Source organism: Gordonia sp. ABKF26 (genome assembly GCF_041103195.1).
In the GTDB taxonomy this organism is placed as follows: Bacteria; Actinomycetota; Actinomycetes; order Mycobacteriales; family Mycobacteriaceae; genus Gordonia; species Gordonia terrae.
Map to the genome: position 1 here is coordinate 2,294,338 of NZ_JBGCVZ010000003.1, position 13,498 is coordinate 2,307,835.

A 13,498-nucleotide genomic window follows, 5' to 3' on the forward strand; every position below is an offset into this window, starting at 1 on the left:
ACGAAAGAGAGCCAGTGAGCGCTGCCCCCACCTTCCGCAACGTCGCGATCGTCGCGCACGTCGACCACGGAAAGACCACACTCGTCGACGCCATGCTGCGCCAGTCCGGCGTCTTCGGCGAGCGCGCCGAGGTCGTCGACCGGGTGATGGACTCCGGTGACCTCGAACGTGAAAAGGGCATCACCATCCTCGCCAAGAACACCGCGGTCCACCGGCGCCAGCCGGACGGCACCGAGGTCGTCATCAACGTCATCGACACCCCCGGCCACGCCGACTTCGGTGGCGAGGTCGAGCGCGGTCTGTCGATGGTCGACGGTGTCGTCCTCCTCGTCGACGCCTCCGAGGGCCCGCTGCCGCAGACGCGCTTCGTGCTCCGCAAGGCGCTGGCCGCCGAACTGCCGGTGATCGTCGTCGTCAACAAGACCGACCGACCCGACGCCCGCATCCAGGAGGTCGTCGACGAGACGCAGGACCTCCTTCTCGACCTCGCATCCGACCTCGACGAGGAGGCCGCGAAAGCCGCCGAGCTCGTCCTGGAGCTGCCGGTGCTCTACGCCTCGGGCCGCGCCGGCGTGTGCAGTACCGAGCAGCCGGCCGACGGCGAGATCCCGGCCGGGGAGAACCTCGACTCGTTCTTCGACGTCCTGCTCGAGCACGTCCCGGCTCCCAAGGGAGACCCGGACGCGCCCCTGCAGGCACACGTCACGAACCTGGACGCCTCGGCCTTCCTGGGTCGCCTCGCGCTCGTCCGTATCCACAACGGCACCCTCCGCAAGGGTCAGCAGGTGTCCTGGTGCCGCGAGGTCGACGGTGAACCCGTCGTCGAGCGCGCCAAGATCACCGAGCTCCTCGCCACGGTCGGCGTCGATCGCGCCCCCGCCGAGTCCGCGTCGGCCGGTGACATCGTCGCCGTCGCCGGAATGCCGGAGATCATGATCGGCGACACCCTCGCCGATCTGGAGAACCCGCAGCCGCTGCCGCGCATCACGGTCGACGAGCCGGCGATCTCGGTGACCATCGGCACCAACTCGTCGCCCCTGGCCGGCCGGGTGTCCGGTCACAAGCTGACCGCCCGGATGGTCAAGCAGCGCCTCGACACCGAGCTGATCGGCAACGTGTCGCTGCGCGTGCTCGACATCGGCCGCCCCGACGCCTGGGAGGTGCAGGGCCGTGGTGAGCTCGCGCTCGCCATCCTCGTCGAGCAGATGCGTCGTGAGGGCTTCGAGCTGACGGTCGGCAAGCCGCAGGTGGTCACCCGCAAGGTCGACGGCAAGATCCAGGAGCCCTTCGAGCACCTGACGGTCGACGTGCCGGAGGAGTACCTCGGCGCGGTGACCCAGCTGCTCGCCGCGCGCAAGGGCCGCATGGAGCAGATGAACAACCACGGCACCGGCTGGGTCCGGATGGAGTTCATCGTGCCGTCCCGCGGCCTGATCGGTTTCCGCACCGACTTCCTCACCGAGACCCGCGGCACCGGCATCGCCAACGCCGTCTTCGACGGCTACGACGCCTGGGCCGGCGAGATCCGCGCCCGCCACACCGGCTCGCTCGTCAGCGATCGCGCCGGCACCGTCACCCCGTTCGCCATGATCCAACTCGCCGACCGGGGCACGTTCTTCGTCAACCCGGGCGAGGACTCCTACGAGGGACACGTCGTGGGCATCAACCCGCGTCAAGAAGACCTCGACATCAACGTCACCCGCGAGAAGAAGCTGACCAACATGCGTCAGTCGTCGGCCGACGTGATGGAGACCCTCGCCAAGCCGATGCAGCTCGATCTCGAGGGTGCGATGGAGTTCTGCGCCGCCGACGAGTGTGTCGAGGTGACCCCGGAGGTGGTCCGCGTCCGTAAGGTCCACCTGGACTCGAACACCCGTGCCCGCGAGCGTTCGCGTGCCAAGTCCCGGGATGCAGCTGTCAGCTGACGGTTCGGCGGTACGGCGGCGCCCGTGCACGGTGGTAGACACGTCTGACGGACCGAGCAGCTTCTTTGTCATGGGGGTATCCGAGGTGAATCGCGCGAGACCACGACCAGGCCGCGAGACCACGAATCGCGTCCGGGGCCGGCTGTTCGGCGTGGTCTCGTGCGGGATCGCCCTGCTCGTCGTGCTGACAGCGTGCATGTCCGATCCGCCGCCACCGGTCCGCGACACCGGGCCGCCGCCCACCCCGACCGAGTACCCGGTGGAGAAGACGATCTACATCGCCACCGACTCGGTCGGCTCCGGGTTCAATCCGCACATCGCGGCGGATCAGAACCCGGTGACCACGGCGGTCGCGGCGATGACGCTGCCGAGTGCCTTCGCCCCGGTCCAGACACCGGGCGGGACGGTGTGGGAACTCCAGCGTTCGTTCGTGACCTCCGCGGAGGTCACCTCGCGGGCGCCGTTCACCGTGACCTACCGCATCCACACCGACGCCCAGTGGTCCGACGGGCTGCCGGTGACCGGCGACGACTTCAACTTCCTGTGGCAGCAGATGTCCCGGCAACCCAACGTGGTGGCGCCGGCCGGCTACCGCCTCATCGACTCGGTGCAATCCCGGGAGGGCGGCAAGGTCGTCGAGGTCCGGTTCGAGCGGCCGTTCCCGGCCTGGCGGGAACTGTTCACCGGACTGCTGCCGAGTCACGTGCTGAAGGGAGCGCCGGCAGGTTTCCAGACCGGAATGGACACCGGCAAGCCGGTGTCGGCCGGTCCGTACGCGATCGTCGGCATCGACAAGACCCGTGACGAGGTGCGGCTCGCCCGCAACGACCGGTACTGGGTCACCCCGCCACGGCTGGATCAGGTCGTCTTGCGCCGCGCGGGCACCTCGGCCCAGATGCTCGACTCCGTGCGCTCCGGCGACTCGGCCGTCGTGGCCCTGGGCGCCTCGCCGGCCACCGACGCCGAACTGACCGCTCTGCCCGGTCTGGAGACCGCGCGCAGCCTCACGTCGCGGTCACTCGGGGTGAGCGTGAACGCCCGCACCGACGCGATGAGCTCGGTCGAGGTCCGCCGCGCGATCCTCGGACTGGTCGATCCGCGGCTGACGACCTTCGCCGGCGCCGGGGACTGGGTCGTCGAGCCGTTCGCCAACACGGTCTTCGCGCCGTCGGACCCCGGTTATTCACCGGTGGACCGACCCCGTGTCGGGCCGGCCGAGATCGACGCATTGCTGGGGTCTGCGGGCTACCGTCGGGCCGCGCCGGAACCCGTCGGTTCCGCATCCCCGGTCCCGTCGGCGTCGTCCGAATCCTCCTCGGCGGCACCCTCGGTCCCGCCGTCCTCACCCCCCGCATCCGGGTCACCGTCCGCCGGTGGGTCCACGACGCCCGGTGCGACGGACGCCCCGATCGAGGGTCTGGTCGAGGTGCCGGAGCTGCCCGAGGGCATCCTGCCTTTCCAGCGCGACGGACAGGACCTCATCGTCCGTGTCGGTGCGGTGGCCGGCGATCCGCGGACCACGTCGGCGGCGTCGAGCATCGTCGACCAGCTCCGTGGGTCGGGTGTGCGGGCGCAGGTGGTCACGCTCCCCAACAGCGAGTTGTACGGGTCGGCACTCACGAACAAACGTGTCGACCTGGTCGTCGGATGGTCCGGCCTCGGGGTGCCCCCGGCAGCCTCACTCGCCTCGCAGGTCGACTGCAACCAGCCCAAACCCGGTACCGAACCGTCGCCCGCGACGCCCCCGACCCCCACCAGCATCGCGCCGAGCGGAGGCGATCCCGGGGACAGCTACGCCAGCAACATCTCCGGGCTGTGTGATCCGCGACTGATCGAGCTCGCCCGCACCGCGCTCTCCGAGGACGACCCGATCCCGACCCTGAACGAGGCCGAACCGCTCCTGGCAGCCCAGGCGATCTATCTGCCGCTGTACCAGGACTCGATGGTCGTGGGAACCACGCCGGCCGTGCGCGACGTCCCGCTCACCGGGCCCATCCAGGTCTCGATCTTCGGGACCGCGGTGAACTGGGAGCTGTCGTGACCGGTACCCCCGCCGGTCGTCGGTTGCTGCTCGTGCACGCGCATCCCGACGACGAGACGATCATGACCGGCGGCACCATCGCCCGGTATCTCGCGGAGGGCGTCGACGTGCGGGTGCTGACCTTCACCCTCGGCGAAGAGGGTGAGGTGATCGGGGAGGAGTGGGCGCAGCTGGTCGCCGACGGCGGTGCCGATCAGCTGGGGGGCTTCCGGATTCTCGAGCTCTCGCGGGCACTGGCCGCGCTCACTCCCGACGGCCGCGCGCCGCTGCGGCCGCGGTTCCTCGGCGGCGCCGGGCGCTGGCGGGACTCCGGCATGGCCGGCGCGCCGTCCGCGAACCACCCGCGCGCGCTCGTGCGGGCGGCGTTCGACGAGCCGGTCGGTGCGCTGGTCGACGTGCTCACCGAGTTCGCACCGCAGGTGGTCGTCAGCTACGACGCATCCGGCACGTACGGGCATCCCGATCACAAACTCGTCCACGAGGTCACGGCCGCCGCGGTCGCGCGGGCCCGCGAAGTCGGGTCGGGTCCGGTCAAGGTCTACGAATCGGTGACCGAACGCAGTGCCCTCGAGTCCGGGCTGGCCCGAGCCGTCACCGTGCCCGACGGCTGGCGGATGCCGCACGACGGTGAGCTCCCCAGCTATCCCGATGCCGACATCACCACCGAGATCGACATCAGCGCGTACCTCGCCCACAAGGTCGCCGCATTGGCCGCCCACGCCACCCAGGTGACCGTCGCCGCGTCGGGTACCGAGTACGCCCTGTCGAACAACATCCTGCAGCCGATCGCCCGTGCGGAGCACTTCATCCTCACCGAGCCGGAACGCCACGAGTCCCTCGGTGCCGCGGACACGCGCGAGTCGGACCTGTTCGCCGGGATCGACTGAGACCGGGATTGCGACGATGACACGTTCGGCTCGCCCCGCACCGGGTTCCGTCCTCGACCGGCTCCTCCTGGGCTTCCTGATCGTCGACGGGTTCGCGGTCGGACTCCTCGGCGTCGCGTTCACCTACCAGCGCTTCGGTGGTGTCGCGCTACCCGTGGCGGCGCTCGTCGCGGGGGCGGTCAACGCGGCCCTGCTCTGGCTCGCGTCCGCCTTCACCGCCACCCCGTGGCGGTACGGCCCGCTCGCGGCCTGGGGGCTCGTCGTCGTCATCGCCGGCGGATTCCCCGGGCCGGGCGGTGATGTCGTGCTGTCGATCAGCGGCGGTTACCTGGTGCAGACCCTTCTGCTCCTGGTGCTCGGCGTCGGGCCGTGCGTCGCGCTGGCCTGGACGGGTCGGCTGCCCGAACCCGAGTGACCGCCCGGCGACGGGGCGCTCTGCGCTGCACTTCGCGGTGCGGAGTTAGAGTGAGAGACATGCTTCTGCGCGCGTGGGCCGAAGACATCCTGGCCCCGATCGAGCGCGTCACGGCCGCACTGAGCCGTGTTCGTGACGACCCGACTCTCGGGGCCGACGCCCTGGATGATGACGGCTGGGTTGCGCTGCTGGGTGCCTCGGGTGCGCAGCTCGACGAGTTGTGCGACCTCGCCGACTCCGTGCGTCGCCGCGTCACCGATCCGGATGTGCTGACGTTCGTGGTCAACCGCAACTTCGACACGGGGGTCGTCAGCTGTCTCGGCCCCGACGATCCCGGGTTGGACGACCTGGTCGCCGAGGCGGTCGGTCTCGGGGCGACCGAGATCTGCATGCAGGGACCACTGCCCGCGGAGCTCCCGGCCGACGAGTACGTCCGGCTCGTGGAAGTCATCACCGGGGCCGCCGACGGACTGCACCTCCACGCATACCGGGCACCGGAGATCGTCGACGGCGCCGAGCGCGCCGGGGTGTCGGTTGCCGACCATCTCGAGCGGTTGCGGTCGGCAGGCCTGGGATCGGTGCCGGGGACCGCTGCCCAGATCCTCGACGACACCGTGCGTGCGACGCTGTCGCCCACCGGCTCGGTACCGCCGGTCGGCAGCTGGGTCGATGTCATCGAGACCGCTCACCGGGTGGGCCTCTTCTCCACCGCGACGATGCTCTACGGGCACGTCGAGACGCCTGCGCACCAGGTCGCCCACCTGCGGCTCCTGCTCGAGATCCAGCGTCGCACGGGCGGTTTCAGCGAACTCATCCTGATGCCGCTGCTGCCCGAGAACGTGCCGCCGCACCTCGCCGGAACCGCGACCCGGACAGCGTCGGAACGGGAGACCCGAGCGGTGTACGCCGTGGCCCGACTCATGTCCGCGGGCCTTCTCGACCATCTCCAGGTGGCGTGGACGAAGCTTCCCGCCGCCACCGTCGATCGGGTGTTGCGGGGCGGTGCCGACGATCTGGGCGGTCTGCTGCTCGACGGCACGCTGATGCCGACGGCCGGGCCGGAAGCCGGTCGTGTGCTCGACGCGGCCGCCGTCGTCGACATCGCGGCGCGAGCCGGACGGGCGCCGCGTCAGCGCACCACCCGCTATGGGGTGCCGGGACCGGGCCGGCTGCTCCCACTGCCCACGGTGTCCGCGTGAGCCGGACACCGTCCGAGGCCGGGCCGTCGAACGAGATGCGACCGTCGTCGCTGATGATGGATGACGTCGATGTGGTGATCATCGGCGCGGGCTTCGCCGGACTCGGCATGGCGACGCAACTCGCCCGCCGAGGCCGGGAGTCGTTCGTCGTTCTCGAACGCGCCGACGGCGTGGGAGGCACGTGGCGCGACAACACCTATCCCGGAATCGCCTGTGACATCCCCGCTCACCTGTACTCGTTCTCGTTCCGGCCGCCCGCGGACTGGTCCGCGCGGTTCCCGCGCGGCGCCGAGATCCGCAGCTATCTCGAGCAGATCGTCGTCGACGAACGGCTGGCCGATCGGATTCATCTCAATCGGGAACTGCGCGAAGCCGTCTGGGATGAGCGCGGTGCACACTGGATGATCACTGCCGCCGCGCCGGACGGGCGGTCCGCGACGTTCCGCGCCCGTACGCTGGTCCTGGCCGTGGGGCGGTTGTCGGAGGCGCGCATCCCCGACATCGAAGGGCTCGACACCTTTCCGGGACAGGTCGTCCACACGGCCGGCTGGCACGACGCCGTCGCGGTGGCCGGTGCGCGGGTCGGGGTCGTCGGGACCGGTGCGTCGGCCGTGCAACTCGTCCCGCACCTCGCCGAGGTCGCCGAGGACCTCGTCGTCTTCTCTCGTACCGCGCCGTATGTCGTGCCGCGGGCGGATCGGAGCTACACCGCCGACGAGCGCGTCGCGATGCTCGATCCGGTCGTCGCCGCCGAGGTGCGCGAGCACCTGCTGATCGAGGCCGACTCGGCGTTCCGGCAGCGACTCGGGTTGCATCCGGACATCGACCAGATCCGGGCGCGCGCCCGAGACCACCTGCACGGGCAGGTGGCCGACGCCGGCCTCCGTGAGCAGCTGACCCCCGACTACGAGATCGGTTGCAAGCGCATCCTTCTCAGTGACGACTTCTACCCGGCGTTGCAGCGGTCGAACGTGGTGTTCGAGCCGAGCGCGCTGACGTCGGTCGCGGAGTCCAAGGCCACCGCGCACAGCGGCCGCACCTACGACCTCGACGTCCTGGTGATGGCGACCGGTTTCGAGGCCGCGCGACCGCCTGCGGCGTCGCGTATCACCGGCCGCGCCGGACGTCGGCTGTCCGAGCACTGGTCCGCAGGCATGACTTCCCATGCCTCGACCGTCGTCAGCGGTTTCCCCAACATGTTCGTCCTGGACGGGCCGAACGCCGCACTCGGACACAACTCGGCGATCTACATGATCGAGACGCAGCTCGACTACGTCCTGGGCGCGTTGGAGTACATGGCCGACAACGGGATCGGGACCCTGGCGGTGTCGCCTGCCGCCGAGGAGGCCTACACCCGGGAGATCGACGCGCGCGCCGAGTCGACCGTGTGGATGACCGGTTGTGACAGTTGGTATGTCGATCCGGACAGTGGTCGCCTGACCCTGCTCTGGCCGGGCACCGCGGCGTCGTTCCGCGAACGCAACGGCACGTTCGACCCCGCACCCTATGAACCACATCCCGGCACCGGAACACCCGAGGAGGGGCAGGAATGACCGACAAGTCCATCATCCGCGGGGCGCTGGCCGCCGCTCACGAACGCACGCCGATCGGTCTCGACGACGCCGTGGCGCTCCTGTCCTGTTCGGGCGAGGACCTCACCGAACTCCAGTCGATCGCGGGGGCGATCCGCGACGAAGGCCTCGCGGCGGTCGGCAGGTCGCGTCAGATCACCTACTCGCGCAAGGTGTTCATCCCGCTGACCCGCCTGTGCCGCGACCGGTGTCACTACTGCACCTTCGTGACTGTCCCCGGGAAGCTCGCCCGAGCGGGGGAGGGCCTGTATCTCGAACTCGACCAGGTCGTCGATCTCGCGCGGCGCGGCGCCGAACTGGGCTGCAAGGAAGCCCTTTTCACCCTCGGCGACCGACCGGAGGACAGGTGGCCCCAGGCCGGCGAGTGGCTCGCCGAACGGGGATACTCCTCGACGCTGGACTACGTGCGCGCGGCCGCGGTCGCGGTGCTGTCGGAGACGGGTCTGCTGCCGCACCTCAATCCCGGTGTGATGAGCCTCGACGAGCTCCGCCACCTGCGGCCGGTCGCGCCGTCGATGGGGATGATGCTGGAGACGACGTCGCGACGCCTGTTCACCGAGAAGGGGCAGGCGCACTACGGAAGTCCCGACAAGGACCCTCTGGTCCGCATGCAGGTGCTGCGCGACGCGGGCACCGCCCGCGTTCCGTTCACCACCGGAATCCTCGTCGGGATCGGCGAATCCCTCACCGAGCGAGCCGAATCGCTGCTGGCCCTCGCCGATGTGCACGCCGCGGGCGGGCACATCCAGGAGGTGATCGTGCAGAACTTCCGCGCGAAGCCGGACACCGCGATGCGCTCGACGCCCGATGCGGAGATGACCGAGTTCCTCGCCGCCGTCGCGGTCGCCCGGATCGTCCTCGGCCCGCACATGCGGATCCAGGCGCCGCCGAACCTCGTGTCGCCCGCCGAGTGCGCTGCCCTGATCGCCTCCGGCGTCGACGACTGGGGTGGGGTGTCACCTCTGACGCCCGACCACGTCAACCCGGAGCGCCCCTGGCCCCACCTCGACGCTCTGGCCGCGCGGACCGCGGAGTCCGATTTCGTTCTCACCGAACGCATCACCGCGCAGCCGCCTTATGTGCAGAACGGTACCGACTGGATCGATCCGGCCCTCGCGCACCATGTGTCCGCACTCGCGGACCCGGTCACCGGCCTCGCCGTCGACACCCGCCCCGCGCCACGGCCCTGGCCCGCGGTGGCCTGAGAGTCAGCCGAGAACTGGTGCCAGAGCCTCGTATCCGCCGATGACGTCGGTCGCGCGGTGGAGTCCGAGCTCTTGCAGCGCCGCCGCGGCGAGACTCGACGTATAACCCTGCGAACACAGGATGATCCAGCGGACGTCGTGGTCGACTGCCTGGTCGATACGTGCGTCGCTCGCCGGATCGCAACGCCATTCGAGGACATTGCGTTCGATCACGAGAGCCCCCGGCGCTTCGCCTTCCTCGGCGCGCTGGGCCGCGGGCCGGATGTCGACCAGCACCGCGCCGTCGGCCAGCTCCGCGGGGACGTCGACGGGCTCGACCCGCGCGATCCGCGACCGCGCGTCGGCGAGCACGTCGTCGATGGTCCGGTGAGCGCTCATTCGGGTTCGTCGGTGAGGACGGTCCGGTTCCGGCGCAGGTACCCGCCCTCGGAGATGTCGTAGTAGGACATGGCGGTCAACGGCGGGGAATAGGCGTGCACGCTCAGTGTCGGGGTCACCAGTGCGACAGGCTGCTCACTCGTCGACGGCTCCGGCGCGGCCACGACCGGGTTCCGCACGACGTCGTGCACCCAGCCGAGGGGGAAGGCGGCCTGGTCGCCGGCGTCGAGGATGCGCACCGCGAGATCGTCTCCCGTCCAGTGGTACTCGCGCAAGCTGCCCGACAGCACGGTGAGCGCGCCGAGCGAGCCGGCGTGGTCGTGGAGTTCGGTGGCCTCTCCCGGCGTCCAGCTGATCAGCCACACATCGACGTCGTCGTCGGCGTGCAGTCGCGTCGACCAGCGGTGCCGCTCGTCCCAGACGTTCGGGAGCACGGCGTCGTGCCGGCCGTCGAGAACGTCGGCGACGCCCTGATCGGTGATACGGAGGAGGTCGGCGGGCCGGAGCCGCGTCGGCAGGTGGCTGATGGTGCGCGGGGCAGCGGAGGACCGAGACGCCCATTCGGTGCGGGCGAGGGTGGAGGTCATGGCGAATCCTTGCGTGGGTCGATGAGGATGTGATGAGGCCGATCGGTTCAGCGACAGCACATCGACATCGACCGCGCGGTGGGTCGGTGCGGCACCCGGGCGCACGCACCCGCGGGTCGGTGTCCCCTCAGGACGGATTCGTCGACGACGATCATGCGCCCGACACTGCCCGCGGATGGTCGCGGCGTCGAGGTTTGTCGGCAGGCTGAGCGAAACCCGAGGCGCTCGCGTGCGGTCCGAGTGTGATCCTCGTTACTCGAAGGCCGATCCAGGCGGTTCTGGGCGGGGGCCGATTTCGTCGCAGCGTCCACCGGGGCGGATACTGTGGGGTGCGGTTCGACCAGCCCTCGAGCCGCACCGGCGCCGACGCCGGAGTGCTGTTCGACGCCGAACCCGCACTTCTCGTCGCGCCGACCCGGATCTTCCCTAGCGAAGGAGTGAGTGGTGACCTACATCATCGCGGAGCCTTGCGTCGACGTGTTGGACAAGGCTTGCGTGGAGGAATGCCCCGTCGACTGCATCTACGAGGGTGGACGCATGCTCTACATCCAGCCGGATGAGTGCGTCGACTGCGGTGCGTGCGAACCGGTGTGCCCGGTCGAGGCGATCTTCTACGAAGATGATGTGCCGGACGAGTGGGAGCCCTACGTCAGCGCGAACGCCGACTTCTTCGACGACCTGGGCTCGCCCGGCGGCGCCAGCAAGGTCGGCAAGACCGACGCCGATCCGGCGTTCATCAAGGGACTCCCGCCGATGAACGAAGAGGACTGACCGGCTCGGCATGAGCAGTCCTGTATCCCGTGCGGCCGCTCCGCTACGCGTCACCTCGACCCGGGTGAGCGGGCGCCTACCCGACTTTCCCTGGGACACGATCGCCGACGCGAAGGCGACGGCGGGGGCCCACGCCGACGGCATCGTCGACCTCTCGGTCGGCACGCCCGTCGACCCGGTGCCCGCCCTCATCCGTGACGCGCTCGCCGACAACTCGACGTTCCCGGGGTACCCGACGACGATCGGGACGCGCGAGCTGCGCGAGGCGGCCGCGGAGTCGCTGGTCCGGCGGCACGGGGTCTCCGGTCTCGACGAGGCGGGCATCCTCCCGGTGATCGGGACCAAGGAGGCGATCGCGGGTCTCGCCTCGACTTTCGGACTGGGGCCCGGCGACGACGTGGTCATCCCCGAGGTCGCGTACCCGACCTACGAGGTGAGCGCGCTGCTCGCGGGTGCCCGGCCGGTGCGCGCCGACTCGACTGTCGCCCTGGGACCGATGAACCCGGCGCTGATGTTCATCAACTCGCCGTCGAATCCGACCGGCAAGGTGCTGGGTCTCGACCATCTGCGCAAGGTCGTCGGGTGGGCACGCGAGCGGGGAACCGTCGTCGTGTCCGACGAGTGCTACCTCGGGTTGAGCTGGCAGGGCGAGCCGCTGTCGATCCTCGACCCCCGGGTCTGCGACGGCGACCACACCGGGCTGCTTGCCGTCCACTCGCTGTCGAAGATCTCGAACCTCGCGTCGTACCGTGCCGGCTTCTTCGCCGGCGACCCCGATCTCATCGGCGAACTGCTCGCGGTCCGCAAGCATGCCGGACTGATCGTGCCGTTCCCGATACAGGGGGCGATGACCGCCGCGCTGCGCGACGACGCGCATGTCGACGAGCAGCGTGAACGCTATGCAGCCCGTCGTCGACTGTTGAAGGCCGCGGTCGAGGGTGCGGGCTTCCGGGTCGACCATTCCGAGGCGGGCCTGTACCTCTGGGCAACCCGGGACGAACCGTGCCGGGAGACCGTCGACTGGCTCGCCACGCGTGGAATCCTTTGCGCCCCCGGTGATTTCTACGGCCCGGCGGGTGAACGCCACGTTCGGATGGCGCTCACCGCCACCGACGAACGGATCAGCGCGGCCGTCGCCCGCCTGGCCGCCTGAGCCCCGACCGGATCAGCCCCGACCGGATCAGCCGCGGCCGCTCTTCTGCTGTAACCGGTCGATCTCCTCGGAGGCCTCGGCCTTGGTGAGGTCGGCCGAGAGCGTCTCGCCGGCTTCTCGTGCGAGGGTGTCGAGGTAGCTGCGCTGGGCGCCGGTCATCGGCTCGTCACCGGTCACCCAGTCGTCCGGGTCCTTCTCGGTGGTGTTTCCGGCGCCTGCGCCGAGGACGTCGTCGGAATCGTTCGTCGAACGATTGTTCGATGTGCTCATGAGCCCACCATACGTCGCGATCACCGATCCGGCCAGTGCGCGACAGTGTCGTCGGCCGGACTCAGTCGTTCTTGTGCAGCGCCTCGTTGAGGGCGATGCCGTCGCCCTTCCACGGCACGACCTCGACCGCGCCGGTCAGGCTGTTGCGACGGAACAGCAGGTTGGACTGGCCGGACAGATCGCGCGCCTTGATCTGCGTGCCGTCGGGTCCGGTGACCTTGGTGCCTGCGGTCACGTAGAGGCCGGCCTCGATGACGCAGTCGTCACCCAGCGGGATGCCGCAGCCGGAGTTCGCGCCCAGGAGACAGCGCTTGCCCAGCGCGATGATCTCTTTGCCGCCGCCCGACAGGGTGCCCATCGTCGAGGCGCCGCCGCCGATGTCGGAGCCGTCGCCGACGACGACGCCCGCGGAGATGCGGCCCTCGACCATCGACGACCCGAGGGTGCCGGCGTTGAAGTTCACGAAGCCCTCGTGCATCACGGTGGTGCCGGCCGCCAGGTGCGCGCCGAGGCGGATGCGGTCGGCGTCGCCGATCCGCACGCCGCCGGGCACGACGTAGTCGACCATGCGCGGGAACTTGTCGATCGAGTAGACGGTGACCGGTCCGCGCGCACGCAGCTTCGCCCGCACCGACTCGAAGTTCTCGACCGCGCATGGGCCGTGGTTGGTCCAGACGACATTGGTGAGCATCCCGAAGATGCCCTCGAGGTTGGCGCCGTGCGGGGTGATGAGGCGATGTGACAGCAGGTGGAGCCGGAGGTAGACGTCGTAGGCGTCGATGGGTGCGGCCGCGATGTCGGCGATGCCGGTGCGGACCGCGATGGTCTTCACCCCGCGGGCCTCGTCGACGCCCAGCAGATCGCGGAGATGGGCCGGCGTCGACTCGTCGTCGAGGGTCACGGTCTCGGCGGTCTCGACACCGTCGAGCTCGGGTTCGGGGAACCAGACGTCGAGGACGACGCCGGGAGTCGAACCCCCGTCGGTCACGGTCGCGATGCCAGTTGCGTGTGCGCCAGTAGATGTCACGACAGGTGAGTCTAGGTGATCGCTGCCCGTCGTCCCGCGCCGCCACCG

General features: G+C 70.0%; 13 protein-coding genes. 9 read left to right on the top strand and 4 right to left on the bottom strand.

Features of this window, described 5'->3' with window-relative positions; genetic code table 11:
• Positions 1 to 14: 14 nt before the first annotated feature.
• From typA to cofG, 7 genes are all read left to right on the top strand, one after another.
• Positions 15 to 1,925 (top strand): translational GTPase TypA, encoded by a 1,911-nt coding sequence (typA, locus tag AB4Z55_RS10700; RefSeq protein WP_004019208.1) that lies wholly within the window; start codon positions 15 to 17, stop codon positions 1,923 to 1,925.
• Between the two features lie 70 nt (positions 1,926 to 1,995).
• Positions 1,996 to 3,966 (top strand): ABC transporter family substrate-binding protein, encoded by a 1,971-nt coding sequence (locus AB4Z55_RS10705; protein WP_354562198.1) that lies wholly within the window; start codon positions 1,996 to 1,998, stop codon positions 3,964 to 3,966.
• Positions 3,963 to 4,853 carry an N-acetyl-1-D-myo-inositol-2-amino-2-deoxy-alpha-D-glucopyranoside deacetylase gene (gene mshB / locus AB4Z55_RS10710; RefSeq protein ID WP_369519703.1) on the top strand — a complete coding sequence of 297 codons (891 nt, stop codon included), beginning with the start codon at positions 3,963 to 3,965 and terminating at the stop codon, positions 4,851 to 4,853. Before AB4Z55_RS10705 ends, mshB begins: the two co-directional genes overlap by 4 nt.
• A 16-nt stretch (positions 4,854 to 4,869) precedes the next feature.
• On the top strand, positions 4,870 to 5,268 hold the full coding sequence (locus AB4Z55_RS10715) for a hypothetical protein (RefSeq protein WP_004019211.1): 399 nt from the start codon (positions 4,870 to 4,872) through the stop codon (positions 5,266 to 5,268).
• A 59-nt stretch (positions 5,269 to 5,327) separates the two neighbouring features.
• Positions 5,328 to 6,467, top strand: a complete 1,140-nt coding sequence (locus tag AB4Z55_RS10720; protein ID WP_354562194.1) for an FO synthase — start codon at positions 5,328 to 5,330, stop codon at positions 6,465 to 6,467.
• Between the two features lie 53 nt (positions 6,468 to 6,520).
• The gene (locus tag AB4Z55_RS10725) at positions 6,521 to 8,020 is read left to right on the top strand and encodes a flavin-containing monooxygenase (RefSeq protein WP_369521000.1); all 1,500 of its coding nucleotides are present in this window, start codon (positions 6,521 to 6,523) and stop codon (positions 8,018 to 8,020) included.
• The gene (gene cofG / locus AB4Z55_RS10730; protein ID WP_369519704.1) at positions 8,017 to 9,264 is read left to right on the top strand and encodes a 7,8-didemethyl-8-hydroxy-5-deazariboflavin synthase CofG; all 1,248 of its coding nucleotides are present in this window, start codon (positions 8,017 to 8,019) and stop codon (positions 9,262 to 9,264) included. Before AB4Z55_RS10725 ends, cofG begins: the two co-directional genes overlap by 4 nt.
• A gap of 3 nt (positions 9,265 to 9,267) precedes the next feature.
• Here the strand turns inward: cofG and AB4Z55_RS10735 are convergent, their stop codons facing one another.
• Positions 9,268 to 9,642, bottom strand: coding sequence for a rhodanese-like domain-containing protein (locus AB4Z55_RS10735; protein ID WP_004019215.1), 375 nt, complete (start codon positions 9,640 to 9,642; stop codon positions 9,268 to 9,270).
• Entirely contained in the window at positions 9,639 to 10,229 is a 591-nt protein-coding gene (locus tag AB4Z55_RS10740; RefSeq protein WP_239402573.1) for a cysteine dioxygenase family protein, read from the bottom strand. Before AB4Z55_RS10740 ends, AB4Z55_RS10735 begins: the two co-directional genes overlap by 4 nt.
• Positions 10,230 to 10,670: 441 nt before the next feature.
• Between AB4Z55_RS10740 and fdxA the strand changes: the two genes are divergently transcribed.
• Positions 10,671 to 11,000, top strand: a complete 330-nt coding sequence (fdxA, locus tag AB4Z55_RS10745; RefSeq protein WP_004019217.1) for a ferredoxin — start codon at positions 10,671 to 10,673, stop codon at positions 10,998 to 11,000.
• 10 nt (positions 11,001 to 11,010) lie between these two features.
• On the top strand, positions 11,011 to 12,153 hold the full coding sequence (gene dapC, locus AB4Z55_RS10750; RefSeq protein ID WP_369519705.1) for a succinyldiaminopimelate transaminase: 1,143 nt from the start codon (positions 11,011 to 11,013) through the stop codon (positions 12,151 to 12,153).
• 27 nt (positions 12,154 to 12,180) lie between these two features.
• On the opposite strand, the gene AB4Z55_RS10755 is transcribed toward dapC, so the two are convergent.
• On the bottom strand, positions 12,181 to 12,423 hold the full coding sequence (locus AB4Z55_RS10755; protein ID WP_004019219.1) for a DUF3072 domain-containing protein: 243 nt from the start codon (positions 12,421 to 12,423) through the stop codon (positions 12,181 to 12,183).
• 61 nt (positions 12,424 to 12,484) lie between these two features.
• Entirely contained in the window at positions 12,485 to 13,450 is a 966-nt protein-coding gene (gene dapD, locus AB4Z55_RS10760) for a 2,3,4,5-tetrahydropyridine-2,6-dicarboxylate N-succinyltransferase (protein WP_369519706.1), read from the bottom strand.
• Between the last annotated feature and the right edge of the window lie 48 nt (positions 13,451 to 13,498).

Bases quoted from the DNA above. Each gene is read 5' to 3' on its own strand.
- AB4Z55_RS10705 (WP_354562198.1), top strand. From the start codon at position 1,996: ATGGGGGTATCCGAGGTGAATCGCGCGAGACCACGACCAGGCCGCGAG.
- AB4Z55_RS10715 (WP_004019211.1), top strand. From the start codon at position 4,870: ATGACACGTTCGGCTCGCCCCGCACCGGGTTCCGTCCTCGACCGGCTC.
- AB4Z55_RS10720 (WP_354562194.1), top strand. From the start codon at position 5,328: ATGCTTCTGCGCGCGTGGGCCGAAGACATCCTGGCCCCGATCGAGCGC.
- AB4Z55_RS10725 (WP_369521000.1), top strand. From the start codon at position 6,521: ATGATGGATGACGTCGATGTGGTGATCATCGGCGCGGGCTTCGCCGGA.
- cofG (WP_369519704.1), top strand. From the start codon at position 8,017: ATGACCGACAAGTCCATCATCCGCGGGGCGCTGGCCGCCGCTCACGAA.
- AB4Z55_RS10735 (WP_004019215.1), bottom strand. From the start codon at position 9,642: ATGAGCGCTCACCGGACCATCGACGACGTGCTCGCCGACGCGCGGTCG.
- AB4Z55_RS10740 (WP_239402573.1), bottom strand. From the start codon at position 10,229: ATGACCTCCACCCTCGCCCGCACCGAATGGGCGTCTCGGTCCTCCGCT.
- dapC (WP_369519705.1), top strand. From the start codon at position 11,011: ATGAGCAGTCCTGTATCCCGTGCGGCCGCTCCGCTACGCGTCACCTCG.
- AB4Z55_RS10755 (WP_004019219.1), bottom strand. From the start codon at position 12,423: ATGAGCACATCGAACAATCGTTCGACGAACGATTCCGACGACGTCCTC.